A 26,939-nucleotide genomic window follows, 5' to 3' on the forward strand; every position below is an offset into this window, starting at 1 on the left:
GGGGTCGGCAGATCAGCATGCGTATCAGTATCAACGCTTTCTTATCGCCTGGACAGAACGCCCCCTTTGCGATCTCTGCTATGGTCGCGACGATGTTTTTGATCGCCTATGCGCAGCTGTTTGGCTCTGTCTTCATTTTGTTGTTCTATCTCGTGTGGCTGCCTCTTCTTGCCATGGATCCGCGCGCAGTCATCGGCGATCCACGGCCTCTCTATTGGATTTTTGCCTTTTCCATCTTTGCATGTCTGTCCTTTTTCTGGTCTGCGGTTCCCGGGCTCAGCCTGCGCGGCGGGCTTCAATACCTTTCAACGATTGTCTGCGCGTTGGTTGCCGCACGGGTCGTGCCTGTAAAGGCGATGATTTTGGGCATGAGCCTCGGCGCATCGCTGGTACTGCTCTACTCGCTGATATTTGGACACTTCAGCTACGACCCTCTTGATGGCGTCTACAGCTTCATCGGCGCCTTCGGGTCGAAGAACCAACTCGGCATGTTTGCCGCGCTCGGCGTCTTTGCCTCCTTCTCGCTGGTTTTCATTCTGCGCGTGCAGATGATGTGGCGCATCCTGGCCCTGATCTCCGGCGTCTTCGGCGCCTTTTCGCTGCACGCCGCCCAGTCGGCGACCTCCACGATCACGATCGCCGCAACGATTGCCGTAACGGTGGCTTCGGGGTTTCTGAAGCGGTTCTCACCGCGGCACCGGACGGTCCTCTTCCTGTCGATCGTTCCGGCAGCAGCCGTCGGACTACTGATTGCACTGAGTACCGGGCTGTTCGGCGCGATCCTCGGCGTCTTCGGCAAGGATGCGACGTTGACAGGGCGGACGTATCTTTGGCAGCGCGGCATCGAAATCGCCCACGAACAACCTATCTTCGGCCTCGGTTTTCAGGGTTTCTGGGTCCAGGGCTTTTCTCAACCGGAGGTCTTGTGGCAGCAGTTTTATATTACTTCGCGTTTAGGATTTCACTTTCATAATACCTACATCGAGGCCGCGGTCGAACTTGGCTATATCGGACTGATCTTGCTCAGTGCCGTTATTCTTGGCCTCTTCGCTGGATACCTCAGACGCCTCCTGTCGTCAGGCGCGCGAAACGAGGATGTGGTCCTCTTCGGTCTCGTCATGCTGTTCATCGGTCGCTCCTTTTTCGAGGTCGATTTTCTGAATCAATACACGATCGGATCCTTCCTCATCTACTACTGCGCCGGTGCGCTCGCGAAACCGGTCACGGAAACGGCAGGCAATGCCTCAGTGCGGTTCGATCCTCAATACGCTGGCAGTGAAGGTTTTCATGTGCCTCGCCGTGGCGGTCACGGGTGACTGTTGATCATGACCGCCGACAAACGGTGAGGCAACAGATACAAGGTGTTGATAACATTCAATTATATGCGCTTCATCTGCGGCGCGGCATAGCTGCGATTCTCGTCATTCTCCTGCATCTTCACGGCTATCTGAGCGATGAACCCAATTTGGTCCCGAGTGGGCATTTAGCCGTCGATCTGTTCTTCGTGCCAGCGGTTACGTGATTGCCCATTCCTACGACGGCAAGCTCCCGGACGGATTTTCCGCGCGAAGTTCATCCCTGCCCGCGCCATCGGCCTGTTTCCGCTGTATGCGCCTTCGTTGCACTGAGTATTCTGGGGGCACTGCTTCTGTCGACTGTGGTCAGCCTGATGTACGACCGTCCGCTAAGGAAAACGTTGACGCGGCATTTTTTAGGTTCTGCCCGCCTCCCCAAGCTCGGCAAGGGCTGATGCCGAAGCCTCGTCAGAAAGGTCTCAAGTCGCGTTGCACAGGAATGCAGCCAAGATCTTTGATAGTCAGCTATACAGAGGATCGACAATATCTCAATAATAAATTGGATTCTACGCTAAGCCATTATTGACTCGCATCACCTGAACTATAACATAGCTTTAGTTCTTCTTTGGATTTCTTTCGCGTTGTGGAATGTACAATGTCTTTGCCGCTTGTCGCTGTTGTGACCCCGACGTATAATGGCGGACGGTTCTTGGCTGAAACGATGGAATCCGTCCAGCAGCAAGATTGGCCAAATCTTATTCACGTCGTGCTCGACAACAATAGCAGCGACAATACCGAAGAGATCGTCGCCGCCTATTTGAACAAGCGCATCCCTGTCCTTCGCTTCCGCAATGAAAAGACGCTGGATCAGCGTGAAAACTGGACGAAAGCTTATCGCCTGGTACCCCGGGACGCAGTCTATGTTCGCTATCTCTGCGACGATGACACGATCAGCCCGACGTCGATCTCCAAGATGGTGACACTCGGCGAAACCTTTCCCAATGTCGGGGTCATAGGCAGCCTGCACGACTGTGCGGGTGCCGTTCAAGATTTCTTTTGGCCACCCGGCAAGCCGGTTTTCCCCGGCAAGGAAGCCATGCGTATGGCGCTGCTGCGCCAGGGCATTTTAATGCCGGTCCAGATGATGTGGCGCCGGCGCGTGACTGACGCGCTCGAACCGCTTTTCGCCAACGCCATGGACGGCAGCTGGGACCTCGATACGGTCTTCCGGATGCTGGCAATCAGCGATTTCGGCTTCGTGCATGAGGCGCTTGGCTTTACCCGGGTACACGACAACACGGTCACTGCCTTGCATTATGCCGGCAAAACTCGCGCCTGGACGCGCGATGGCCTTGATCTCATCATGCGCCACGGCCCGGCCGCCTTCGGGACCGACTACCGCCGCCAGCTTCTCGCGTTTCGCCGCTATTATGTGCGCCGCATTCTGACCTGGTGGCGCGAAGATCGCGGTCGCGAGCATCTGCAACCCCATTTTGATGCCCTGGCAAGGGCCGGCTTTGGTGTCAACGGCATGCTTGTCGTCGATGCCGTGCTGGACTGGATTTACGTCAAGCTTGGCATGCGCCGCGCCTGGACCGGATATCCGGGCTGGCAATAGGCGGCAAACGTTTCGATGACATGAGACAGGAGCATGAGGCTCCTGCTTGGAGGGGTAATGAGTGATCCCGCATTTGAAGGAAATCTGGCATCTTCTGCCATGGGCGCCTTGCCGATGAAGACTGCCAGTTTCCGGTCAATCGCCGAAGGCCTGAACGGTCGCCCCCTTGCCGAACCTCTACTTGAGGCAGCAATGCAGCGATACAGCCGCCCGCGCCCGCAAGCATCGGACGTGACAATCGCCTTTGGACTCGATACCGCGTACCTGCCGCATGCAGCTGTTGTGCTGGCATCGCTTATCGCTAACGCGCCGGGCGCAAAATTTCGTTTTCTGATCGTCCATGATGGCATTTCCCCCCAAGCCCGTTCGACCTTCGAACGCTGTGCTGAAGGACATCGGTTTGATTGGCTCGAGATTAGAGGCTCAAGTGTCCTTGCAATGCCCGGCAAACGTCATATCAGCCGCGCCGGCTACTATCGCTTGATGCTTGCCGAGCTTGCGCCGCCAGATATCGATCGCGTCCTCTATCTCGATGCCGACCTCGTCGTCATGGGTGATATTCGGGAACTCTATGGCTGCGATCTGGGCGAGCATGCAATCGGCGCGGTCTGCGACGTCGGCATGGATGGCGAGGTGTTCGCCGAGCGTTTTCAACTGCAGCCCAAGCGTCTTGGCTACTTCAATTCCGGTGTTTTGTTGATGGATCTCACCAAGCTGCGTGCCAGTGACGATCTTTCCAAAGTCATCACTGTTTTGGAAACGCGCATCGACGACATGGAGTATGGCGATCAGTGTGCGCTAAACGTTGTCTTCTGGAGCCGATGGAAACAGCTTGACATATTGTGGAACGTCCAACGTCGAATGCTGATGCCGCAGGAAGGCAAGCCCTGCTATGCAACCGCAGCCGAAATGAAAAAAGGGCGCCGGCCAAAGATCATCCATTTCACAGAGCACAACAAACCGTGGTCGACGGACGGATGGCATCCGTTGATCTGGACCTACTACCGCTATCTGAAAAAGACCCCGTATCGAGCGCAGGTCCACAAGCTTGGCGAAGTCCATTTCGTCAAGGATCTGCGTCGGAAAATCAAGACCATCGTCAACTGGTACCGGTTGCAGGCGTGAGGAAGGCCTGGTTTTCCAGGCGCACATGCTTGATTATGACGCGCGGCGGCGCAATGACGCCGGTTACACCTTGCACAGATGGGATGGTCCATGTCTGAAACGTCGCTAGCAACGGCACTTCGAAATGGCATTGCCTGGAATACCATCAACGCGATCTTTTCGCAGAGCGCCGGTTTTGTCATCTTCCTCGTTCTTGCGCGCATGCTGGAACCGGCCATCTTCGGAGCAGTCGCGCTCTCTGCTGTTGTTGCCGACTTCATCGCCAATGACGGCCGCTATGCCGGCATGGATGCGATCCTGCAGCGTGGTGATTTCGACAAGAAAAGCTTAAACGCGGCCTTCATTTCCCTGTCTTTGGTCGCCTCACCCTTCGCGCTCGTTCTGGTCATGGCCGGGCCTTTGATCGCTGGCTCTGAGAACGCGCCACTGGTCGGTTACTATATGCCGATTTTTGGCCTTCTCTTGCTCTTTACGCCGTGGCTGTCGGTGATGGATGCCCTCATAATGCGCGAACTGGGCTTCAAGACGTTTGCCAAGCGCAATATGATTTCGACCCTTGCGGGCGGTGTCGCCGGCATCACGTTGGCGTTCTCACCGCTGGCGATTTGGGCGCTGCCTGCCCAGCGCATTATCTCGACAATGGCGGTTGTTGTCTTTGAGTTCCGTTATACCGGTTGGCTTCCCGGGCGCCATACCGAGAAAGGCGCGTGTCGCGAAATTCTTCGCCGCTTCCTGCCTCTGTGGATGGTCGCCGCCATTAACATATCCATGCAGCGCGCTGCCGTGCTGGTCTTCGGCATCCGCTTCGATGGCGCGACCGTTGGTCTGTTCCGGGCTGCCGACAGGATCAGCGAGTCGCTGCAAAATCCCCTGGTCAGCCCGCTCTTTGCGCTTTGGTTTCCGTTGATGAGCAAGGTGCGCGGCAACCTTGCGGCGGAACGCGAAGTATTTACCGCCATCATCCGCACCGCTGCCTTCGTGACACTGCCAGCCTTTACCGGACTGATCGTCGTCGCCGATGATGCGGTGGCGTTGCTGTTGCCCTCGTCCTATGCCGGGGTCGCACCCATTCTTCGCGCTGTGGCGATCACCTCGCTGATGATTCCGATCGTCTGGTTCAACCCCATTGCAATGAACGCGCTTGGCTTGAACCGCATGTCGCTGCAATATTCCACCATCGTTGCCTTGACTTGTATCGGTGCGCTCATCGTCGTACCGACAAGCACCCCGGGCGCAGCGATTTTGGTAATGTCGTCGCCGGCGCTCGTCTATGGCGTGATCGGCAATGTCTTGTTACTGCGCCGGCTGAACCTGCAGCCGAAGGTGCATTACATGGGGCTCGCGCCGGCCGCGGCGGCGGCCCTCGCCATGGGTGTCGTCGTATACTATGTGCAAGCAACAGCAATGATTGGCATGCAACCTTCCTTCCGCCTCGCTATCTCGGCGAGCCTTGGCATGGTCATATATTTTGGCTGGCTCACCTGCTTCAGCCGAAGCTGGATGATCGAACGTATCCAGCTCCTGCTTGGGCAAGGCAGATGACGCACAGCGTCGCAGACAGGCGATAGCCCCCACGCAAGCTTCACCGCCTATCCTTCTCTCATGCGAAAGCGGGAGAGCGACATGAAAAAAGCGACGTTGCTGAATGCCACCGGGCTTTCCTTGCTACTCTGGCTTTTTATCCTGCTCGCGGTCGTCTGTCTGCTGCGCTAGCGCAAACAGAAACGATCGGCGCGCCAAAAGCTGCTCCAGGCTCGCCTTTCTTATCACTGGATAGAAATCCGTAGATCATCTGCGAGAATATCCTGAGGCATTTATGTCTCATTATCCAGAGAGTGTAACATTCATTGCCGAAAAGCGAAGTTTTTATCTAGCCTTTAGCAGGATATGCCTTCATATTGTTAGCGCCTCTACGCGTGGTATAGTGATGTTACTCAATGATACCGTATTTCCTGCCGTTCAGGCAGCATCAGTCTGCGTTCTGGACAGGCTTTTGGTCTGCGAGGGCGCCGAGCTATCATTTTTGTACTTTCACTATGAGGGTCGCTTCGTCCTTATCATGCGCGCAGCGGGTGCGCCGGCAAGGTGTGAAATCATTGAAGATTTCGAGGAAAAAACCGGGGCGGCCGCCGACACCTACTTCCGCGACTTTGCAGCGGCTGTGCTCGAAGCCAGATCCAGCGAGCTCGGACTTTATCTGACATCTGCAATTTCTCCCGCAGAGGGCTTGGCAAATGGTGCGGTCGGGATCGCACGGCGTGCTGGGCGACGGAGCGACGCGCTTGCCCTGGAAAAGCTGACCGCTGCGAGCTTTCTGATTGGCCAGTTACTCAAAACGTTTACCGAGATCGCAAGCGATGTACCGCAACACGACGCCCTGCCCGGACTGGTCTTACACCGAGCCCTTGACGCGCTGACCATCCTTTTTGATCTACGGGTATCTTCGCTGCGCAGTTTCGACGGCATTGAAGCTTATCGGGAACGACTGCTGATCCTGATCATCGCGCTGTCGACCATGGCAGCGAGCGCACAAGAAGCAGAGGCCGTCAGTGTCGAGATCGCAGGCGGGGCAGCAGAAAGGTCGGTGACCTTCATCCAGAAAAACGCCACACTCATGTTTCCATTCATGAGCGGCCGGGACGCCGCGATCCTCAGGCGCGCCGTCAATGGCCTTGGCGCGCGGCTGTCGGTCCAGCGTGATAACCAAACCAATATTACCCGCGTCCAACTTGTGATTCGCGAGTGAGGGCCGCAACGGCTGCCTACTTGCTTACACGCACAAGCACGGTCCTGAGCCGCGCCGCCATCAGCGGTCATCTCAATGATCGAGCTGGAACCTTTCAGCTTGGAAAAGACCACCAATCGCGCGGACCAGAATTTTCAAATCACCCAAAAAACTCCACTGCGCGGCGTAGGAAGCAGCCGCCATTTCCCAGTTCCTCACGTCGTCAGCCGTGGCGCGGCAATCGCTGATCATGCCTGGTCTGCAGAATTGTGCCGACATGTTGCCCCTTTTTACATAGCCGCGATCTACAGGCAGCGATGGCGGACCAACGAAGCTCATGTCACCGAGAAGCACGTTGAGAAGTTGCGGCAGATCATCAAGACCTGTTCGATGAAGAACTCGTCCAACCGGCGTTAGCAAAATATCGTCCTTCAACGTTTCCGTCATGATCCAGCTTGCAAGCTCGTCTGGATGGCGCGACAGATGCTGGCCAAGCCGGGGGCGCCAGTCGACCGGCAATTTCCGGAAGCTGTAGCAGTCAAACGCCTCCCCCCCCGCTGATCGCCGTCTTTCCAAGTGAAGGATCGGTCCGCGATCGGCCAAACGAACAAGCAACGCGATCGCAATCATCAGCGGAAGAAGGCAAATGATAGCCACACCCGCCAGAACGACGTCAAAAATCCGCTTCTGTGCACCGCCCGCAGGCTGCGGGATGTGTCGATCGCCGTGATCGCGCGAGGGATTTGCAAATTCGGCATCGTATTTCATTTTGAGGCCTCCACAGCGCTGGCCATTTAAATCGCAATGATTAGTATTTTCAAGCAGAATCTGATGTATACCTCGAAAGCATGAACTACGTCCTGGAATACCCTACGTTACCGTAGGTAGCGTTACGTCACGATCGATTAGCACGACCAAATTCATCTGGCGTATAGACTTCTGAATTTCGGCGATGATTCACTATCTTATATTTTGTAAGCTTCTATCTTTCCGGTTACTGACAGGCTTTCGCCATTTACCGCAAAGCTCGTCATGAAATATCGCGTTTAATGACTTTTTAACGATGACATCTTTTTGACATCTTGTCTGTTGAAGGTTTCCAACGACGCATTAAGCATGGTAACACTGCATCAAAGAACTCAGTTATCTCTGATTATGCGAAGTATTGCGGGACGATAGATGAAGGTCCCAGATCAGAGTGTGCGTCGTGAGGCCGGAGGGGAGTTCATGTACGCACCCAGGGTATTTGTTTCGATGGCCGCCGTGCTCATCGCTTTCTTTTGCGCGATATTGTGGATGCAAGGGTCCGTCGTCAGTGCGTTTGCCGATAGTCTTTTATGCGCTGTCCTGATCCAGAGCGGGTATTTTCTCGGTGTCCTGTTTCTGGTCTGGCACGAGGACGTGTCCAGGCCTTCTCGCGCCCTTGATATTTCGAGCCAGGCCGTCGGTCCCCGATCCCGATGAGGTCACAATCCTTCCGAGCAGCCCCAAGCATGTTCAGACCAGCCGAGGGGTGAGGTGTTATCCGCTCTCGCATGATGAGAATCTGCGTCGCTTTGCACCCTGCAGAATTGACTTCGCTGCTCAGAGGTCAGATGAAGGAGCGTGGTTCATGCGTGGCGGCGGTTGGTGAGATGAGAGCCGGATGAGCAGATTGTTTGTCGACGCCATTGTCGTTGGCGCAGGCGTCATCGGCCTGGCGGTCGCACGCAAGCTCGCGCTTTGCGGCCTTGAAACCGTCATTCTCGAGCGCGCCAGCGCAATCGGCACAGAAACCTCATCCCGGAACTCGGAAGTTATCCACGCCGGTCTTTATTACCCGCAGGGTTCGCTGAAGGCGAGGGTCTGCGTCGAGGGCCGGGCAGCGCTTTACCACTACTGTACCCGCCGTGGCGTGGAAGCGCGACGGGTAGGCAAGATCCTGCTTGCCGCAAGCCCCGAGGAATTACCCAAGCTTGAAGCGATCGCTGCGGCAGCCAAACGCAACGCCGTTTTCGATCTCGTGCCGCTCACACCGAGCGACGTCGCCAACCTCGAACCGGAGCTGCACTGCGCCGGCGCGCTGCTCTCGCCATCGACGGGCATCATCGACAGTCACGGCTACATGCAGGCGCTGCGCGAGGATTTCGAGACCGCCGGCGGCATGCTCGCCTTCCACACGCCCGCTGTGGCAATCAGGTGCGGTGGTGCGCGGATCGGCCTGACCACGGGCGGAGCGGAGCCCACCGAAATTGAGGCCAGCTTCGTGGTCAATGCCGCCGGTCACGGTGCCCCCGGCCTTGCGGCAAGAACAGCGGGACTTTCCCCCAAGATGGTGCCGCCGCAGTGGTACGCCAAGGGCAACTACTTCGCGCTTTCCGGACGCCAACCCTTTTCGCACCTCATCTATCCAATGCCCGACCATGCCGGCCTTGGAGTCCACGCAACACTTGACCTCAACGGGCGCTGCCGTTTCGGGCCTGATGTCGAATGGGTCGATGAGAATCATTCACTCGACGTTGCTGCCTCTCGCGCGGAACAGTTCTATGACGCGATCCGCCGCTATTGGCCAGGTTTGCGTGACGGCGCCTTGCAACCGGATTATGCCGGGATACGGCCGAAGCTTCACGACGCAACCATGCCAATGCCGGACTTCCGTATCGACGGGCCGCACCTGCACGGCGTCAAAGGTTTGGTCAATCTGTTCGGGATCGAGAGCCCCGGCCTGACGGGATCGCTTGCGATCGCGGATATGGTTGCGGTCGCGCTTGGAGTTGCAAGCGAAAAAGAAGCACCCCCCTCTGACCGATAAGCGGTTCTCGTGCTCTATCTGCCTGACAGAGGTACATGCGGCCGTGTTTAACGCGGAGCGAGCGGTCTCTTCGACCCGAAGTCCCCTGTAAGTTGGCGATAAATGCCGGAAATGATCAATATCGGAATTCCGGATCCTTCCGAGGCGTCATATCGAAAATTTTTGAGTACAACGTCGCAGTATTATTAACTTTATACTAGTAAATAAACTATCGTTACACGCAATGATCGTAGACAATATTGATTACATTCCTAATTCGAACACATCACAAATGATGCATTTTTACATATACATAACGTGATTGAACACTATTTCAAACTTATGATAGTAAATAAATACTCCAAGAAATTCAAAACCAAGCTGCCGCATCTTTCGTGAGAGTCATTGGTTTTTTTTAATCCGAAATCTTCTTGAATCCATACCCGCATGCTCTTTTGCAATGAATGCATTACAACATATCGCATCATATCTAACATTGTGACGGGGCCGCAATGATTTCAGGGCGTATTGATGACATGCCAGGTGACATCGATGTCCTCATCGTCGGATCCGGACCCGTCGGCCTCACCCTTGTCAAAGAGCTTCGGAAGGCCGACAAGCGCGTGCTCGTTGTTGAGTCGGGCGGGTTAGACCCATCTGCGGCTTCGAACGAACTCGCCGGCGCCTTGATCCTGGAGCCCGCCACCCACGACGACGTCCGCATCTGCGTCTCGCGCCAATTCGGCGGAACAAGCAACCTTTGGACCGGGCGATGCCTTCCCTTTGATCCGATCGACTTTGAAGATCGATTTCCCGATGGGCGGTGGCCCATTTCCTATGACGAGATACGACCGTTCTACGACCGTGCCGTTGAATACGCCAACTGCGGCCAGGGGTTCGTCGAGAAGGCGCCACTTGCGTCGGTGGACGCCCGTTTCGAACTAACGCACCTTGAACGTTACAGTCGTGATCCGAAACTGTTTCGCGCGAGCCTTCAGCAATTCAGTGAGGATAGGGGACTGACAATCCTCCTGAACACCACTGTCGTGGATCTGGTCCTGACGGAAAATAGCAGCGTCAGCCATGTCGTGGCCCGTCACAAAAACGGTCTTGCTTATCGCATTTCATGCAAACTCGTGGTTCTTGCCTCAGGTGGGCTGGAAGCGGCGAGATTTCTGCTCAACATCCAGCGGCGTCACCCGCTGATGTTTGGGGGGCCTCATGGAGCGCTCGGCCGTTATTACATGGGCCATCTTTTCGGGCATGTTGCTGCGCTCAGATTTTCGAACAGACCGGCCGAGGCACTTTTCGACTTCCACCGGGACGAAACAGGCGCATATGTGCGCAGACGCATCGTGCCGAGCGATACGCTCATCAACCAGCATCATTTGCCGAATGTGGCGTTCTGGCCCGACGTGCCGGCCCTTTCAGATCCGCAGCATGAAAGTGCCTTTTTGTCCGCCGCTTACCTTGCCTTGAGCTTTCGTCCACTCGGACGGTTCCTCACGCCTGAAGTCATCCGCCGGCATCATGCAAGCCGCCTTGATGCAATCACCGGCCATCTCAAGAACCTCGCCGCTAACCCGACCGAGATTGTCAGGCAGCTACCAGGCTATCTGCGCAATCGCTATGGGCGAAGTACCAGGAAGCCTGGCTTCTTCATCAATAACAGCCGTCGGACGTATAGGCTCGCTTTCCATGCCGAACATTTCCCAGACAGGCAAAGCCACGTGCGTTTGTCTGACAGTGTCGATGCCTTCTTCGTGCCGCGGTTGACGATCGACATGCGCGTGCCTGACGAAAATATCCGTGCACTCGTTCGCACCCATCGACTCCTGAATGACTGGCTTGAAAAAAATGACCTGGGTCAACTCGATCTGAATCGTAGTGACGATACGCTTGCAAGTGCCATCGCTACGCGCATCCGCCATGGCACGCATCAGATTGGGCTGACACGCATGGGAACGAACCGCAACGACGCCGTCGTCGACGGGAACTTGAAGATCTTCGATCTTGCTAATGCATATATTGCGAGTTCCTCTGTCTTTCCGACGTCGAGCCAAGCCAACCCAACATTGACAGCAATGGCCCTTGCAATTCGCCTCGCGCAGCACATCATCCAGCCGGCGCCCTAGCGTTTCCCTTCTGGTGCATACCTGCGAAGCCTAAAGGGGGATTCGTTTGCGAATTTCGACGTTGTCGATTGCCGAGATGACTTTCAACTAGCCTCGGTGGGGCAGCTTAAGGTTCCAATTGATCTCCATAGATCTTATAGATTAATTTACTGCGACGGCGCCAAATATCGGCTAGGCCGAGCCTCAAAGATGCGTCAAGCTCCTCCCAAATCTCGGACCCAGTTGGATCAGCAGCAGTGACGAAAAACGAAACGGATAGCGCCAAAAGACCGGTCATTGCCATTGTTGGCGGCGGCGTTTCCGGTGCGGGTGTGGCCTTTCATCTCGCAAGGACAATACACGAGCTGCCGCGCGTCATCGTCTTTGAGCCGCGCGGCGAATTGGGCCGAGGGCTTGCCTATGATACGAACGACCCTTCCCACCGCATTAATGTTCCGGCAGCCCGCATGAGCCTGCTTCCCGATGAACCGGAGGATTTTCTTGATTGGATTGCCGACAGCGATGGCGTCGCGAACGATCCAGAAGCGTTATGGCCGAATGGCAATCTCTTCCCGCAACGCCGGCTCTTCGGCGCCTATGTCGCTGCGAGACTGCGCCCATACCTTGAAAACGGTGAGGTCGAGCACAAGAGGACGCTCGTAAGAGGGGTGTTACCCGGCCCAAAGGAATGGTTGATCACCGACAGCAATGGCGATGAGACACGCGCAGATTTCCTCGTGATCGCCACCAGCCATCCAGCGCCCTCAGCACCGCGCAGCCTCTCCGTCGGATTGGCCGGTCACCCGCGCTTTGTTGCCGATCCGACGCGCCCCGGCTCACTCGATGCCATTCGCCCGGACGATCGGGTCCTCATTGTCGGCAACGGCTTGACATCCGCCGACATCGTCGCGTCGCTAACACGCAGCGGGCATCATGGACCGATCACCTCGATTTCCCGCCGCGGGCTTCGTTCGCGCGGCCACCCACCCTGCCCGCAGGAGCCCTTCGGCGACTTCCTTTCCGAGCCGGCTACAAGCGCTGCAGCACTCCTCCGGAACGTTCGAAAGACGATCGCGGGGGCAGCCGAAATCGGCGAAAGCTGGCATGCAGTCATCGATCAGGTCCGCAGCAACGGCCATGAAATCTGGCGCAATCTGCCTATTGCCGAGCGGCAGCGCATCGTCCGCCATTTGCGGCCTTACTGGGACGTCCATCGCTTCCGTATCGCACCGCAGGTCGAAGAGGTGCTGGACCGGGCGATCGCTGAAGGACGCCTCGAGATCCTTGCCGCTTCCGTTGCCGGCGTCAAAACCGACGGAGCGGCGATCGATGTGTTTCTGCGTAGGCGAAGCGGCGAGCGCGGGGAGAGACGCTTCGATGCCGTGGTCGTGACCACCGGTCCTGCCCATGGCAGCATTCTCCAAAGCCAGATATGGCTGCATGAGCTCAACCGGAACGGTCATCTAAAGCTCGATCCGACCGGCCTCGGCATCGCCTGCAACGAGAGCTCGGAAGCTCTCGGAACGGATGGTCTGGCAGATTCGTCACTGCTGATCTCGGGTCCGCTTGCGCGCGGCACCTTCGGTGAACTGATGGGACTGCCGCAGGTAACCGAACATGCTGTCTTCATCGCAGCCGAACTTGCAAAAAAACTGAAAGCGATCCGATAGCGTCATGTAACTGCCGCCGAAGACACATAGGGTGCACGAAGATTAACCAACTGTAATTCTTACATTTTTGCAATGAAACCGTAATGAACATTTAATTTGTAAATGCGGCCTGACCAGAGCATATCTCTCCAAGACGCCATTTCTTGAAACCGGCAGCATTCGCTACAGTTTCGATGATTGTCCTGGAGGCAAAAGGATTGGCGCCACGTTCACCCGACGCCCGCGTTCCCCGGCATGGAACCAAGACGCCGCCATGCAGTATTTTCGCAAGGACCTGTCACCATGTTACCGATCCTCTCCAAGCATCGCACCGCAGCGCTGATCGGCGCTGCGATTATCGCCGGCACTGCCGTCGCGCCGTTTGCCATCAACGCATCCAATGCCGCCGCCGCTCCGGCCGAAACCAACGGCGCGCTTTCGTCCAGCGGCTCTTTCGCCTCCGTCGTCGATGCCGACAAGCCTGCCGTCGTCACTATCACCACAACGACGAAGGCCGACGCCAGCGCCGACGACGACCAGTCGCCGATGGACGAGCAATTCCGGCAGTTCTTCGAACAGCAGGGCATACCATTTCCGAAGCAGGTGCCGCAGCATCAGCACGGTGAGCGCGCCATGGCGCTCGGCTCCGGCTTCATCATCAGCTCCGATGGCGTCATCGTCACCAACAATCATGTGATCGACAATGCTTTGGGCATCAAGGTGACCCTTGATGACGGAACGGAGCTCCCGGCCAAGCTGATCGGTGCCGATCCGAAGTCTGATATCGCCGTCTTGAAGATTGAAGCTCCGAAGCCACTTGCAACGATCGCTTGGGGCGATTCTGACACGCTAAAACTTGGTGATCAGATCCTGGCCATCGGCAATCCCTTCGGCATCGGTACGACAGTCACGGCCGGTATCGTGTCGGCCCGCGGCCGCGATCTGCACAGTGGTCCCTACGACGACTTCATCCAGATCGACGCCCCGATCAATCACGGCAATTCCGGCGGTCCACTCGTCGACCACGACGGCAGTGTCGTCGGTATCAACACGGCGATTTATTCACCAAACGGTGGCAGTGTCGGCGTCGGTTTTGCCATTCCCTCCGATGAGGCCAAGGCGATCGTCGCCAAGCTTCAGAAGGACGGTTCGATCGAGCATGGCTACATCGGCGTGCAGATCCAGGCAGTTACCAAGGATGTTGCAGATGCCGTTGGGCTCAATGCCTCGCAGGGTGCGCTCGTTGCAGCCGTAACCGGGGGAACCCCTGCCGCACGCGCCGGTGTCAAGACGGGCGATATCATCACCGCCTTAGGCAGCGAGACGGTAAAGACGCCTAAAGACCTCTCGCGTCTCGTCGCCGACATGTCGCCGGGCGCCAGAGAGACGCTCACTGTCTGGCGCGGCGGCCAGAGCACCGATCTCACCGTCACCATCGGCGGCAACGGCAACGGCGAGAAGCAGGCAGCAGCCGAAGAGAGCAGCGGCAGGACACAGGCCGGTCCGGGCATCGGAATTGCTCTTGCCGATCTGACGCCGGATACCCGGGAGGAACTGAACCTGCCCAGAAGCGTCACGGGCGCGGTCGTCGCCAGTGTCAATCCGGACAAGCCGGCCGCCGAAGCAGGCATTCAGACGGGCGATGTTATCGTCTCGGTCAACGACAGGACCGTGCATAATGCGGGCGATGTGAAGAACGCCGTCGCCAATGCTGCAAAATCCGGCCGCAAGTCGGTGCTCCTGCTTGTCGAACGTGGCGGCAATAAGATCTTCGTAGCGGTACCCTTCGCAGCGGCTTAACGCCGATTATCGTGCGCTCTGCATTCAACCGGATGCGAAGCGCTATTGCTCCAAGGCCTGCGCCACCTCAACCTCGCTGAGCGCAGGAAGCGAACTCCGGTGGGCGCCAGCCAGCATTGGCGGCGTCCAGATCAGTGATGGCAGCTAGAAGTTCCGCATCCTCGCCCGCTTCCAGCTTCGCCAGTCAGACATCTGCGACTTCGAACGAAAAATGCGCTGACACCCGCTACTCAAGCAAGCGTTCATTGCACTGGTCGTAAGAGCGGCTCATAAATTGCCGGAATGCTATAATCAGACAATTCCATCGTGATGTTCTCGACGCACCTGTAATCTACAACCAGGAGGCCGGTGATTTGGGCAGTCGGCCCTCTGGATCGATTGCGCGAAGCTCCGGTGCATCCGGCATATTCCATTCCCACAGCGCGACGCATGTGCCGCCGAGCGACATGAAGGATGGATAGATCACGCCATGATATCGCGACGCAATCAGTCGTTCGCGCAACTGGTGGGGTGCAGGCACCTTGCTTTCATCCATCAGCATGCGCCATTCGCAACGATGGATGTCCGCAGTAACGTCAAACTTTCGAAGAAGCACCTGGTCTGTCGTGTCGGCGAGGCGCGCCCCTTTGAGTTCCAGTTGCACGATCATCGCCGGATGCTGGACAAAGCCCTGGTTATATTCGGCCCAGGCCGTGGACAGTTCGCAGGCCGCATAGATGGTCGGGGCACCCACCGGATTCCACCGGCCACCAAAACGGCTGGCGCCCTCGCCAGAAAGCGGCGCATGGGCCCATCGTGGAACGAAGGCGCGCCACAGATGCACGTCCGGTCTCAGGCATAGACGCCGGAGCGGACGGCCTCGAGATAGGCGAGAACCCGGTCGGACCTGCCTTCACCGACAAGATCAAACGCCGTCTTGCCGCCCCAGCCGGGGATCGGCTGATGCTTGAACCATATGACCGCGCGGTTATCGTCGCCGGCCATTTCGCTTGCCATCGCAAGGATGCGGACGACGTTGCTCAGCGCACTATCCACTTTACGGGCGCTCGATTTCGCCGCCAGCGTATTGCGCGCAACCCCGATCAGCCGGGCCAGCTCGGAGAGCGTTACGCCGAGTTGCTCGGCGACGCGCCGGGCCGATAGAAACGACGAATGTTCATCGCCGAAGCGGGCAGCGACATTGCTGAGGCCTGTGGCTGCCATGATGGATTTCCTCGCATATTTTGATCAATACTCAATCAAAGTATGCTCAAAGTGCGCTCAATTCAAGCATCACTTCGCCAGGATGGCTCCCGTCGTTCGAAAAAGGCGACAATGCCTTCGCGCGCCTCTTCCGTTTCCCAAGTGTCGGCTAATTGCTCGATGACACTTTCGATGACCGCGTCCGTGATCGGCATACCGAGCGAGCGCGCAAGTGTCTTGGCTCTTGCCACTGCATCAGGCGACGCCTTCAGGAAATGCCCGACTTCGGCCTCGACTGCCGCATCTAGATCCACCGCGGGTACAACCTGCGCGACCAGCCCGGCCCCCTTTGCCTCCGATGCGCTGATCAGTTTACCGGACATGATGAGGGGCCGGGCAACTCCTTCGCCGATCCGCGCGACGACGAAAGGACTGATCGTTGCCGGGATGATGCCGAGCCGAACTTCGGTCAGCCCGAAACGGCTGCTTTCAGCGGCGATCACAAGATCGCAAACACTGAGAAGGCCGACACCGCCCCCAAAGGCATTGCCCTGAACACGGGCGATCACTGGCTGCGGAAGATCATTCAATGCACGGAACATGGTGGCAAGCCGCCTTGCCTCGGAAATCCGCTCAGCCCGCCCCGCCTCAAACTGCGCGCGCATCCAGCCGAGATCGCCGCCCGCGCAGAAGCTTGTCCCCTGCGCGGCAAGCACGATAACCCGAACGCTGCGATCTGCCCCGAGAGCCTTTGATGCGGCGGTCAGTTCATCCATCATCTGGGGCGAGATCGCGTTGTGCTTTTCGGGGCGCGCAAGCGTCAGCCGCGCAAGGCCGCGGGCGTCGATATCGATGTGAAGCGTTTCAGGCATCACGACTTACTCCTCAGCTCACGGGCAAAGGCGGCTGTCTGCCGCAGCTTGTCTTGCGCAAGCCCTGTCGAAAAACCTCTTGCCGCGAGATGCTGCGTGACGGCCATGGTGTCGACATTGCCCTTTGCACCCGGTGCGTAAGGACAGCCTCCGAGCCCGCCGATCGAGGCATCGAAGACGCGAAGCCCATGGTCGAGCGCAACGTCGATATTTTCGAGCGCACGGCCTGAGGTGTCGTGGAAATGGCCGGCAAGCATTGTGGCAGGCGCCTCGTCAAGCACGGCGGCGAGCATCCTCGCCACGGCTTCCGGTGTCCCGCGGCCGATCGTATCGCCAAGGCTGACCTCATAGCATCCAAGTTCCCTCAGTAATGCTACGACCTTCGCGGCATTGGCCGGCGGTACGGCCCCTTCATAGGGGCATTCGACGACACAGCTGACATAGCCGCGCAGTGGAATGCCGTGCGCTCTGCTTGCCTGCGCGACGGGGCGGAAACGCTCGATGCTCTCGGCAATCGAGCAATTGATATTATGCTGCGAGAAGCTTTCGGAAGCAGCAGCAAAGATCGCGATCTCGTCCGCCCGTGCCGAAAGTGCCGCCTCAAAGCCCTTCATGTTGGGGGTGAGGACGGCATACCGCACGCCAGGTACGCGGCGAATTCCGGCCATCACTTCGGCTGCGTCGACAAGCTGCGGCACCCATTTCGGACTGACGAAACTTGTCACCTCGATGCGCTCGTAGCCGCAATCGGAGAGCATATCGACAAGAGCAATCTTGTCTGCCGTCCCGATGAAGTGTTCCTCATTTTGCAGACCGTCACGCGGTGCCATCTCGACGATGGAAACATGTTGCTGGTGTGAAGCCGTCATCATGCCTCTCCAGCCTTCAGGGTGACGAGGACGGCGCCCTCGGAAACCTGCTGCCCCTCACTCGCGTGAACGCTTTCCACGATGGCGTCTCGCGCGGCGGTCAGCGTCAGCTCCATTTTCATGGCCTCCATGACGATCAGCGGTGCGCCCTTCAAGACGGTCGCACCTTCGCTTGCCCGCACGATCTTGACGAAGCCTGGCATCGGCGCGATCAGGCGATCGCCGACCTCCGCTTCTGAGGCAGTACCGTCCAGCGGATCGGGCAGCGCAAAGAGGTGCGAAATGCCGTCAAGCCGCAGGCACAACCGATGCGTCCCGCGCTCCACCTCGACAGAAACCTGTCTGCCATCGGTCTCCACTTGCAAATGGTCGGCATGGCGGCTGACGATCTTAATGGGAATCACCCGGCGGCCGTCATGGACCGCGAACATACCGAAGCCTCGGGCGACGACGCACAGACTTGCAAGACTGCCTGCATGTTCCAACGTCACTTTACGCTGCATTTCGCCCCAGAGCTGCCAATGGCCGAGCGTGTCCCACGGATCGCTGCCGTGGCTCTTTCCCTCCAGCGACAGCACCGCCGCAAGCGCAATCACCGTGTCTTCGGCAGCTGGAATTGCGGTCAGGGTCTCAAGATTGCGCTCGATCAGACCAGTGTCCGGGTGGCCGGAGACAAACTCCTCCTGACGGCTCAAGTTGGTGAGAAAGCCGATATTGCTCACCGTCCCGGCGATGTGGGATGCCTGCAGTGCCCGCGTTAACACCCCAAGCGCATCGGAGCGATCCGCGCCATGCACGATCATCTTGGCGATCAGCGGATCGTAATGGGCAGAAATCCGATCGCCCGTCCTGACGCCCGCATCGATCCGCACGCCGTCCTTTGGGAACCGCATCTCGTCGATCACGCCCGTGGCGGGCAAAAAGCCCCTTGCCGCGTCCTCCGCGTAAATGCGCGCCTCGAAGGCCCAGCCGTCGATCTTCAGCTCGGATTGTTTTTTCGGAAGCGGCTCACCGGCTGCCACCCGCAATTGCCATTCGACAAGATCAACGCCCGTAATCGCCTCCGTTACCGGATGCTCGACCTGCAGACGCGTGTTCATTTCCATGAAGAAGAAGCGGTCCGGCCGCAATCCCTTCGAGACATCGGCGATGAACTCCACGGTCCCGGCGCCGCGATAATCGATCGCCCGCGCAGCGCGCACGGCCGCTTCGCCCATGGCGCGACGCACCTCGGCGGTCATGCCCGGAGCCGGCGCTTCCTCGATGACCTTCTGGTGGCGCCGCTGGAGTGAACAATCGCGCTCGTAAAGATGGACGACATTGCCGTGCCGGTCTCCGAAAACCTGTACCTCGATGTGACGCGGTCGAAGCAGGTATTTTTCGATAAGAACGGCATCATCGCCGAATGCCGCCTTCGCCTCGCGCTTTGCCGCCTCCAGGGCAGATGGAAGCTCTTCGGCCCGGTCGACTCGGCGCATGCCCTTACCGCCGCCGCCCGCGCGCGCCTTGATAAGAACGGGGAAGCCGATCTCGGATGCCTTGCCCGCCAAAAGGTCCGGATCTTGGTCGTCGCCGTGATAGCCGGGCACGATTGGAACGCCGGCGCTTTCCATCAGGGCCTTGGCGGCATCCTTGCGGCCCATTGCCCGGATCGCCATTGGCTGCGGACCAATGAAGACTATTCCCGCCGCCTCGACAGCCTCGGCGAACTCGGCGTTTTCCGAAAGAAAGCCATAGCCCGGATGGATCGCATCGGCGCCAGCCCGCTTGGCCGATTCGATGACACGCTCGATCGAGAGATAACTTTCATGGGCCGCCGCACCCCCGATGCGGATCGCTTCGTCAGCAAGCTCGGCGTGCAGCGCGCCGCTGTCGGCATCGGAGTAGACCGTGGCTGTGCGCACGCCCAGGCGGCGGGCGGTACGAATGATACGGCAGGCGATTTCACCACGGTTCGCAATCAGGATCTTTCCAAACATCGCAGCCTCACATCCTAAACAGGCCGAAGCGCGTGTCCTCGATCGGCGCATTCAGCGCCGCTGACAGCGACAGGCCGAGCACATCGCGGCTCTTTGCAGGACAGATGATGCCGTCGTCCCAAAGGCGGGCGGAGGCATAGAGGGGATGGCTCTGGCCTTCGAAGAGATCGAGAACCGGCTTTTTGAAGGCCGCCTCGTCTTCTGCACTCCAGGGCGTTCCGGCGCGGATCAGTGCTTCGCTGCGAACGGTCGCAAGCACGCCTGCCGCCTGCTCGCCGCCCATTACGGAAATCCTGCTGTTCGGCCAGGTCCAGAGGAAGCGCGGCGAAAAGGCGCGGCCCGCCATGCCGTAATTCCCGGCGCCGAAGGAGCCGCCGATCAGCATGGTGATCTTCGGTACCTTGGTGGTTGCCACAGCCGTGACCAGTTTGGCGCCATGCTTGGCGATACCTTCCGTCTCGTATTTGCGCCCAACCATGAAGCCGGTGATGTTCTGCAAAAAGACCAGCGGGATTTTCCGTTGCGAGCAGAGCTCGACAAAATGTGCGCCCTTGACCGCAGATTCAGAAAACAGGACGCCGTTGTTGGCAAGGATCCCGACAGGGATGCCATGGATATGCGCAAAGCCGCAGACGAGCGTGGCGCCGTAGCGCGCCTTGAACTCGTCAAAACGCGAACCGTCGACGATGCGGGCGATGACCTCGCGGACCTCGTAGGGCGTGCGAAGGTCGGCGGGCACGATACCGGCGATTTCCTCCGGATCGTAGTGCGGCGGCTCTGCCTGGCGAAGCTCGACCGTATGTGCTTTTTGCCGGTTCAGCGAGGCAACGGCGCGGCGTGTCAGCGCCAGGGCATGGGCATCGTCGCGCGCCAGATAGTCGGCAACGCCAGAAAGGCGCGTGTGCACGTCGCCGCCGCCGAGCTCTTCGGCGGAGACCACCTCGCCCGTCGCCGCTTTGACAAGCGGCGGCCCCGCGAGGAAGATCGTTCCCTGCCCTTCCACGATGATGGCTTCGTCAGACATGGCAGGGACATAGGCGCCACCTGCCGTGCAAGAGCCCATCACCACGGCAATCTGGGGGATTCCGGCCGCCGACATATTGGCCTGGTTGAAGAAGATCCGGCCGAAGTGATCACGATCGGGAAAGACCTCGTCCTGGTTGGGCAGATTGGCGCCGCCGGAATCAACCAAATAGATGCAGGGTAGGTTGTTCGCCGCTGCGATCTCCTGCGCCCTTAGGTGCTTCTTCACCGTCATCGGATAGTAAGTGCCGCCTTTGACCGTCGCATCGTTGCAGACGATCATGCATTCGCGACCTGCGACGCGGCCGATTCCCGTGATCAGCCCGGCAGCCGGCGCCTCATCGCCGTACATGCCGTAAGCAGCTGTCGCGGCAATTTCCAGAAACGGTGTTGCCGGGTCGATCAATCCCATGACCCTGTCGCGCGGCAGCATCTTGCCGCGACCCACATGCCGCTCGCGTGCCGCCGTCCCGCCGCCGTTCTGGGCCGATCGCGCGACGTCCTCAATAAGCCTGATAGCCTCCTGCATGGCCGCCTGATTGGCCCTGAAGGTTTCAGAATTGATCGCGATCTGAGATTTGAGTACGGTCATGCCGTCTCCGCAAAGAGCTCGCGTCCGATCAGCATTCGCCGGATTTCGGAGGTTCCGGCGCCGATCTCGTAGAGCTTGGCGTCCCTCAAGAGCCGCCCTGCGGCATAATCATTGGTGTAGCCATTGCCGCCAAGCGCCTGGATCGCTTCGAGCGCCATGCCAGTTGCCTTTTCCGCTGCATAAAGAATGCAACCTGCAGCGTCCTTGCGGGTCGTCTCGCCGCGGTCGCAGGCCGCCGCCACGGCATAGACATAGGCGCGCGCCGTATTCAGCGTCACATACATGTCGGCGAGCTTGGCCTGCATCAACTGGAATTCGCCGATCGCCCGGCCGAACTGCTTGCGTTCATGCAGATAGGGCAGAACAAGATCCACGCAAGCCGCCATGATGCCGAGGGGACCGGCAGAAAGCACCACGCGTTCGTAATCCAGGCCTGACATCAGTATCTTCACGCCGTCGCCGATTGCGCCCAGCACGTTCTCCTCGGGCACTTCGCAATCTCGAAAGATCAGCTCGCAAGTGTTCGAACCCCGCATTCCGAGCTTGTCGAGTTTCTGGCCTGTCGCAAACCCCTGGAAGGTCTTCTCGACAAGGAATGCCGTGATGCCGCGCGGTCCGGCCTCAGGGTCGGTCTTGGCATAGACCACGAGAAGATCGGCATCCGGGCCGTTGGTGATCCACATCTTGTTGCCGTTCAGGAGATATCGGTCGCCGCGCTTTTCGGCCTTGAGCTTCATCGAAACGACATCCGAACCGGCATCCGGCTCCGACATAGCGAGTGCGCCGACATGTTCGCCCGAGATAAGCTTGGGCAGATAGCGGCTCTTTTGCGCGTCATTGCCGTTGCGGTTGATCTGATTGACGCACAGGTTGGAATGCGCCCCATAGCTCAAGCCGACCGAGGCCGAGGCGCGGCTGATCTCCTCCATGGCGACGCAATGGGCGAGATAACCGAGACCCGCACCGCCATAAGCGTCGTCCGCCGTGATGCCGAGCAGGCCCATATCTCCCATCTCCCGCCAGAGCGGTGCTGGAAAATTGTTACTGCGATCGGTCTCGGCCGCCAGCGGTGCAATGCGTCCACTCGCAAACCGCCTGACACTTTCGCGCAAGGCTTCGATCTCGTCGCCGAGTGCGAAATTCAACCCACCTGAATACATCCGGCCTCTCCCCTTAGCCGTCGATCGCGCCGCATCGTCACCGGCATCTGCTCTCCTCCGAGGTCGCAGTGTTGATCCATGATACTGGAAGCATTGCTCCTCCGCTTCATCAGTCCATGTCAGAACGATAGCACCCGATCCGCAGAATTTCCCCACCAAAAATGCTGCCGTTGCGCATCAATCGAAAAGCGAACGGCCAGGCTCGCGATATTTTCATAAAGGTGCTTGATCGGCGGTTATTGAACCATCTGCCGCCGCGATTGTGATGCGGCAAGCAGCCGGCCCGCAGCCGGCGCTGTTTGCACGCGCGACCGCACATTCCTGATCAATTGATCTTCACGCCCTTCGAGCGCATGCGCGAAACGGTCTCACGCTCGGCCCGCTTGCACCGCATCGGCGGCAAACCGCGGTCCATCAGGTCCATGTCCTCCAACACCATGTCGCCCATCTTCTTGAAGGCACTGTCGAGTGCACCGGCACGATGGGCTGAGCGGCAAGCAGCCGGCCCGCAGCCGGCGCTGTTTGCACGCGCGACCGCACATTCCTGATCAATTGATCTTCACGCCCTTCGAGCGCATGCGCGAAACGGTCTCACGCTCGGCCCGCTTGCACCGCATCGGCGGCAAACCGCGGTCCATCAGGTCCATGTCCTCCAACACCATGTCGCCCATCTTCTTGAAGGCACTGTCGAGTGCACCGGCACGATGGGCTGAGCGGATGAACCCTTTCAAACTGCGCACCGGATGGTTAAGCGGCAGCGGCTCTTCCGGATATACGTCGCTTGCCGCAACGATATGGCCTGATGCGACGGCGGCCATCAGTGCATCGAAATCGACGACATCGGCCCGACTGAGCAGGATGAACGCCGAGCCGGGCCGCATGCTGGCAAAAGCCTCAGCATTAAGGAATTGCTTGTTCTCACTGGTCACCGCCGCAACGACAAAAACGAAATCGCTCTCGGTTAGCACCTCTCTTAGGCTCGCCGCTTCGACGCCGTTCTCCTCCAGGATGGAGCGCGGCAGCCAGGGATCGAAGACCCGGATCTTCGCCCGAAAACCGCAAAGCACGCGCCGGAGTGCCTTGCCGAGGTCGCCGAAGCCGATGATGCCGATCTCGGAGCCTGCAATCAGCCGGGAACTTGTATTGCCCTCTCCGCCCCAAAGCTCTCTGCCTTTACGAAAAGCCAAGTCCTGGTCGACGATGCCGCGCGCGAGCGAAAGTGCAAAACCCAGACCGATCTCCGCCACGGGTTCGGCAAAGACCTGTCCCGTTGTGACGACGTGAATGCCGCGCTGGAAGAGGATTTCATAAGGCATATTGTTGATGAGATTGCTTTCGACGTTCAGCACGCAGCGTAGTTCGGGCATGCGCGCCAAGGTCCCGGCCGACAAAGGCGGCTGGCCGATGATGTAACGCGCCTTGCCGAGAACACCATCGCCGAGCCCGGCGATATCCTCCGGATCGGCCTCGATGATCTGATATCTGGCGTGCAACTGTTTTCGCGCCTCGTCGGTAAAGATCAGATCGAGCGTGCGCGGTTCCGGTGCGCTGATCGCCAGCGGCCGCTCGTCATATGCCATCTCTTCTCCTCCCGCAGCACTTCAGGGCTGCCTGCATAACTTATCCTAGAGCAACCCGCATTCGTTCGGAGGTCAGCCCCGAAGTTTCGGGACGCCATTTCAAGGGCGCGTTGTGGTCGCCGCCCTGACGAGCGCGCGGTTTCGAGAAGGTCTATAGCATATCAGGCGCAGGCAACACCCTCTGCCTGTGGCAGACGCCTCAGTGATCGAGGTCAAGTTTGAGTTGCTCGCCGCCGCGCGTCTTAACGAGATATCGGTTCGGCGGTCTCATCAACTGGATCCGCTCGAGCAGCTTTTCACGGCGTTCCAGATCGCGCTCGCGCGCCGAGCGCGATGCAGCAACAAAGGCCAAGGCATTCTGTATAACGAGTTCTGCGTGCGTCATGAGCATCTCCGTTACCATTTGTTCCCTTTATGTTCTCATTTGTCGATAAAGTCAACCCGGCGACGCTCCGATCCACGGCGATTTCCAGCGTCCTTTCACGGACCACGGCTGAAGTGAGCCCTGCGGCCTCACTCGCGAGCGATTGCCGACGATATCATCGGGGCGCTCGCTCAAAGTCCGTTTCGCGCGCAGCATCGGCCATCGTCGAGAGGCCGAGGCGAAGAGAACAAGACGGTGTTCGGCGGCCTAGCTGTTGATCCTAATGCGCTTGGCGGTCGACTGCGCCGTTTCGGAGCGTGGCAGGGTGATCGTCAAGACGCCGTTTTTGAACGAAGCGTCGACCTTGTCTTCCTGCACCTCGTTATTGAGGGACAGACGGCGCTCGAAGCGGCCATAGAACCGCTCGGAGAATTGCCGGTCCTTATCCTCGCTGTCGGCCCGCTTTTCACCGCGGATCGTCAGGATGCCATTGTCGATCAAAAGTTCGATATCCTCCTCGTCCATTCCTGGGATTTCTGCGACGATACGGATGTCCTTGTCGGTCTCCGAGACTTCGATCTTCGGCCAGGCCGTTTCGAACATGAAACCGGACCCGACAGTCGGAAAATGGCCTTCGACGCCGCGGAAAACATCATCGAACAACCTGTTCATCTCGCGATGAAGCGCAAGGAACGGATGCTGGTCTCTGCCTGCGTAGCCTGTCGGGACCGGGCTGTTGCTGCGGCCCCAGGGAATGAGATCACGAACGCTCATCTAAGCCTCCATGTTTTCAACGCGCCAGGTCATCCGGCGCTCTCGCCTTTGCCCTGGCGGGTATCAGGCGACTGCATGAGTCACTCTTCGAACACACTTGACACTGCGCAGAACTGCCTGCGTCGCATCATGGATTAAACGCTGATGGCGAAGCTTCCGTTCCGGCGCGTTAGCACTCTCCTGGCAAGAGTGCTAATTTTTTGCAGTCGCCCTCTTGAAATTCGAAAAAATCGGTAGCAGATTTTTTCCCGCCGAGCGGTCAGGAAGGCTCGGCAGCCGCCCGGATTGGTCAACTGGTCCGGGAGCGTGATAAGTGATCATCATCGTTTGTCCATGGAGGAAGACATGACGTTCCGACCGCTTCATGATCGCATTCTCGTCCGCCGTGTTGAGTCCGAAGAAAGGACCAAAGGCGGCATCATCATTCCCGACACCGCTAAGGAAAAGCCGCAGGAAGGCGAAGTCATCGCCGTCGGCCCCGGCGCGCGCAATGACGCCGGCCAGATCCAGCCGCTCGACGTCAAGGCGGGCGACCGTATCCTGTTCGGCAAATGGTCCGGCACCGAGATCAAGATCAACGGCGAAGATCTGCTGATCATGAAGGAAAGCGACGTAATGGGCATCATCGAGGTTCCGGCGTCCGGCAAGAAGGCCGCTTGAGGCGCCCTTCAGCTAACGCCAGCCGGCTACCAATGGAGGAGTGAAGACATGGCTGCTAAAGAAGTCAAATTCCACGGCGACGCGCGTGACCGCATGCTGCGCGGAGTCGACGTGCTTGCCAACGCGGTGAAGGTGACGCTCGGTCCGAAGGGCCGTAACGTCGTGATCGACAAGTCCTTCGGCGCGCCGCGCATCACCAAGGACGGTGTTTCGGTTGCTAAGGAAATCGAACTTGAGGACAAGTTCGAAAACATGGGCGCGCAGATGCTGCGCGAAGTCGCGTCGAAGACCAGCGACGTTGCCGGCGACGGCACGACGACGGCGACCGTTCTTGCCCAGGCGATCGTTCGCGAAGGCGCCAAGGCCGTTGCTGCCGGCATGAACCCGATGGACCTGAAGCGGGGTATCGATCTTGCTGTCGATGCCGTCGTCAAGGAACTGAAGAACAAAGCCCGCAAGATCTCCAATAATGCCGAAATCGCCCAGGTCGGATCGATCTCCGCCAACGGGGATGCCGAAATCGGCAGTTTCCTTGCTGAAGCCATGCAGAAGGTCGGCAATGAAGGCGTCATCACCGTCGAAGAAGCCAAGACCGCCGAAACCGAACTCGAAGTCGTCGAAGGCATGCAGTTTGACCGCGGCTACCTGTCACCGTACTTCGTTACCAATCAGGACAAGATGCGGGTCGAGCTCGAGGATCCCTATGTTCTCATCCACGAGAAGAAGCTCTCGAACCTGCAGTCGATGCTTCCGGTTCTCGAAGCCGTCGTGCAATCGGGCAAGCCGCT

Annotated in this window: 23 protein-coding genes and 1 pseudogene; 12 read left to right on the forward strand and 12 right to left on the reverse strand. The window is 58.5% G+C overall.

What is annotated here, in order from left to right; translation table 11 throughout:
- Positions 1 to 17 precede the first annotated feature (17 nt).
- The 5 genes from A3C3_RS0131940 to A3C3_RS0131970 all read left to right on the forward strand — a co-directional run bounded on the left by A3C3_RS0131940 (position 18) and on the right by A3C3_RS0131970 (position 6,784).
- The gene (locus A3C3_RS0131940; RefSeq protein WP_022718618.1) at positions 18 to 1,316 is read left to right on the forward strand and encodes an O-antigen ligase family protein; all 1,299 of its coding nucleotides are present in this window, start codon (positions 18 to 20) and stop codon (positions 1,314 to 1,316) included.
- A 634-nt stretch (positions 1,317 to 1,950) separates the two neighbouring features.
- Positions 1,951 to 2,913 (forward strand): glycosyltransferase family A protein, encoded by a 963-nt coding sequence (locus A3C3_RS0131950; protein ID WP_022718620.1) that lies wholly within the window; start codon positions 1,951 to 1,953, stop codon positions 2,911 to 2,913.
- Positions 2,914 to 2,970: 57 nt separating this feature from the next.
- Positions 2,971 to 4,038 (forward strand): glycosyltransferase family 8 protein, encoded by a 1,068-nt coding sequence (locus A3C3_RS0131955; RefSeq protein WP_167521916.1) that lies wholly within the window; start codon positions 2,971 to 2,973, stop codon positions 4,036 to 4,038.
- 90 nt (positions 4,039 to 4,128) lie between these two features.
- The gene (locus A3C3_RS0131960) at positions 4,129 to 5,580 is read left to right on the forward strand and encodes an oligosaccharide flippase family protein (protein ID WP_022718622.1); all 1,452 of its coding nucleotides are present in this window, start codon (positions 4,129 to 4,131) and stop codon (positions 5,578 to 5,580) included.
- Between the two features lie 385 nt (positions 5,581 to 5,965).
- Entirely contained in the window at positions 5,966 to 6,784 is an 819-nt protein-coding gene (locus A3C3_RS0131970; RefSeq protein WP_145611632.1) for a hypothetical protein, read from the forward strand.
- Positions 6,785 to 6,856: 72 nt separating this feature from the next.
- Here the strand turns inward: A3C3_RS0131970 and A3C3_RS42790 are convergent, their stop codons facing one another.
- Positions 6,857 to 7,531, reverse strand: a complete 675-nt coding sequence (locus tag A3C3_RS42790; protein WP_022718625.1) for a sugar transferase — start codon at positions 7,529 to 7,531, stop codon at positions 6,857 to 6,859.
- A 528-nt stretch (positions 7,532 to 8,059) separates the two neighbouring features.
- Here A3C3_RS42790 and A3C3_RS48710 point away from each other — a divergent pair.
- From A3C3_RS48710 to A3C3_RS0132000, 5 genes are all read left to right on the forward strand, one after another.
- On the forward strand, positions 8,060 to 8,227 hold the full coding sequence (locus tag A3C3_RS48710) for an exopolysaccharide production repressor protein (RefSeq protein WP_368360515.1): 168 nt from the start codon (positions 8,060 to 8,062) through the stop codon (positions 8,225 to 8,227).
- 181 nt (positions 8,228 to 8,408) lie between these two features.
- Positions 8,409 to 9,554, forward strand: coding sequence for an NAD(P)/FAD-dependent oxidoreductase (locus A3C3_RS0131985; RefSeq protein ID WP_022718627.1), 1,146 nt, complete (start codon positions 8,409 to 8,411; stop codon positions 9,552 to 9,554).
- A 515-nt stretch (positions 9,555 to 10,069) separates the two neighbouring features.
- On the forward strand, positions 10,070 to 11,668 hold the full coding sequence (locus A3C3_RS0131990) for an FAD-dependent oxidoreductase (RefSeq protein WP_022718628.1): 1,599 nt from the start codon (positions 10,070 to 10,072) through the stop codon (positions 11,666 to 11,668).
- A gap of 236 nt (positions 11,669 to 11,904) precedes the next feature.
- Positions 11,905 to 13,317: an FAD/NAD(P)-binding protein gene (locus tag A3C3_RS0131995; protein ID WP_022718629.1), complete on the forward strand. Its 1,413-nt coding sequence runs from the start codon at positions 11,905 to 11,907 to the stop codon at positions 13,315 to 13,317.
- A 282-nt stretch (positions 13,318 to 13,599) separates the two neighbouring features.
- The gene (locus tag A3C3_RS0132000; RefSeq protein ID WP_022718630.1) at positions 13,600 to 15,096 is read left to right on the forward strand and encodes a DegQ family serine endoprotease; all 1,497 of its coding nucleotides are present in this window, start codon (positions 13,600 to 13,602) and stop codon (positions 15,094 to 15,096) included.
- A gap of 331 nt (positions 15,097 to 15,427) precedes the next feature.
- Here the strand turns inward: A3C3_RS0132000 and A3C3_RS0132005 are convergent, their stop codons facing one another.
- From A3C3_RS0132005 to A3C3_RS0132060, 11 genes and pseudogenes are all read right to left on the reverse strand, one after another.
- On the reverse strand, positions 15,428 to 15,919 hold the full coding sequence (locus A3C3_RS0132005; protein WP_022718631.1) for an RES family NAD+ phosphorylase: 492 nt from the start codon (positions 15,917 to 15,919) through the stop codon (positions 15,428 to 15,430).
- Between the two features lie 8 nt (positions 15,920 to 15,927).
- A complete protein-coding gene (locus A3C3_RS0132010; protein WP_022718632.1) occupies positions 15,928 to 16,299 on the reverse strand; it encodes an MbcA/ParS/Xre antitoxin family protein in 372 nt (123 codons plus the stop codon).
- Positions 16,300 to 16,361: 62 nt separating this feature from the next.
- Positions 16,362 to 17,150 (reverse strand): crotonase/enoyl-CoA hydratase family protein, encoded by a 789-nt coding sequence (locus tag A3C3_RS0132015; RefSeq protein WP_022718633.1) that lies wholly within the window; start codon positions 17,148 to 17,150, stop codon positions 16,362 to 16,364.
- The gene (locus A3C3_RS0132020) at positions 17,150 to 18,019 is read right to left on the reverse strand and encodes a hydroxymethylglutaryl-CoA lyase (protein WP_022718634.1); all 870 of its coding nucleotides are present in this window, start codon (positions 18,017 to 18,019) and stop codon (positions 17,150 to 17,152) included. The genes A3C3_RS0132015 and A3C3_RS0132020 overlap by 1 nt, the downstream gene beginning before the upstream one ends.
- Complete coding sequence (locus A3C3_RS0132025; protein WP_022718635.1) at positions 18,019 to 19,998, reverse strand: acetyl/propionyl/methylcrotonyl-CoA carboxylase subunit alpha; 1,980 nt, start codon at positions 19,996 to 19,998, stop codon at positions 18,019 to 18,021. Before A3C3_RS0132025 ends, A3C3_RS0132020 begins: the two co-directional genes overlap by 1 nt.
- Before the next feature lie 7 nt (positions 19,999 to 20,005).
- Positions 20,006 to 21,613 (reverse strand): carboxyl transferase domain-containing protein, encoded by a 1,608-nt coding sequence (locus tag A3C3_RS0132030; RefSeq protein ID WP_022718636.1) that lies wholly within the window; start codon positions 21,611 to 21,613, stop codon positions 20,006 to 20,008.
- A complete protein-coding gene (locus A3C3_RS0132035) occupies positions 21,610 to 22,773 on the reverse strand; it encodes an isovaleryl-CoA dehydrogenase (RefSeq protein WP_022718637.1) in 1,164 nt (387 codons plus the stop codon). The genes A3C3_RS0132030 and A3C3_RS0132035 overlap by 4 nt, the downstream gene beginning before the upstream one ends.
- Before the next feature lie 325 nt (positions 22,774 to 23,098).
- Positions 23,099 to 23,266 (reverse strand): annotated as a pseudogene (locus A3C3_RS45625) (hydroxyacid dehydrogenase); the annotation flags it as partial.
- 55 nt (positions 23,267 to 23,321) lie between these two features.
- Positions 23,322 to 24,353, reverse strand: coding sequence for a hydroxyacid dehydrogenase (locus A3C3_RS0132050; RefSeq protein WP_022718640.1), 1,032 nt, complete (start codon positions 24,351 to 24,353; stop codon positions 23,322 to 23,324).
- 199 nt (positions 24,354 to 24,552) lie between these two features.
- The gene (locus tag A3C3_RS0132055) at positions 24,553 to 24,738 is read right to left on the reverse strand and encodes a hypothetical protein (protein WP_028740180.1); all 186 of its coding nucleotides are present in this window, start codon (positions 24,736 to 24,738) and stop codon (positions 24,553 to 24,555) included.
- 246 nt (positions 24,739 to 24,984) lie between these two features.
- The gene (locus A3C3_RS0132060; protein ID WP_022718642.1) at positions 24,985 to 25,491 is read right to left on the reverse strand and encodes an Hsp20/alpha crystallin family protein; all 507 of its coding nucleotides are present in this window, start codon (positions 25,489 to 25,491) and stop codon (positions 24,985 to 24,987) included.
- 345 nt (positions 25,492 to 25,836) lie between these two features.
- Between A3C3_RS0132060 and groES the strand changes: the two genes are divergently transcribed.
- Positions 25,837 to 26,151 (forward strand): co-chaperone GroES, encoded by a 315-nt coding sequence (gene groES, locus A3C3_RS0132065; protein ID WP_028740181.1) that lies wholly within the window; start codon positions 25,837 to 25,839, stop codon positions 26,149 to 26,151.
- Positions 26,152 to 26,199: 48 nt separating this feature from the next.
- The coding region (groEL, locus tag A3C3_RS0132070; RefSeq protein ID WP_022718644.1) for a chaperonin GroEL at positions 26,200 to 26,939 on the forward strand (740 nt) is incomplete at its 3' end.

It is taken from the genome of Rhizobium mongolense USDA 1844 (assembly GCF_000419765.1).
Classification (GTDB): Bacteria; Pseudomonadota; Alphaproteobacteria; order Rhizobiales; family Rhizobiaceae; genus Rhizobium; species Rhizobium mongolense.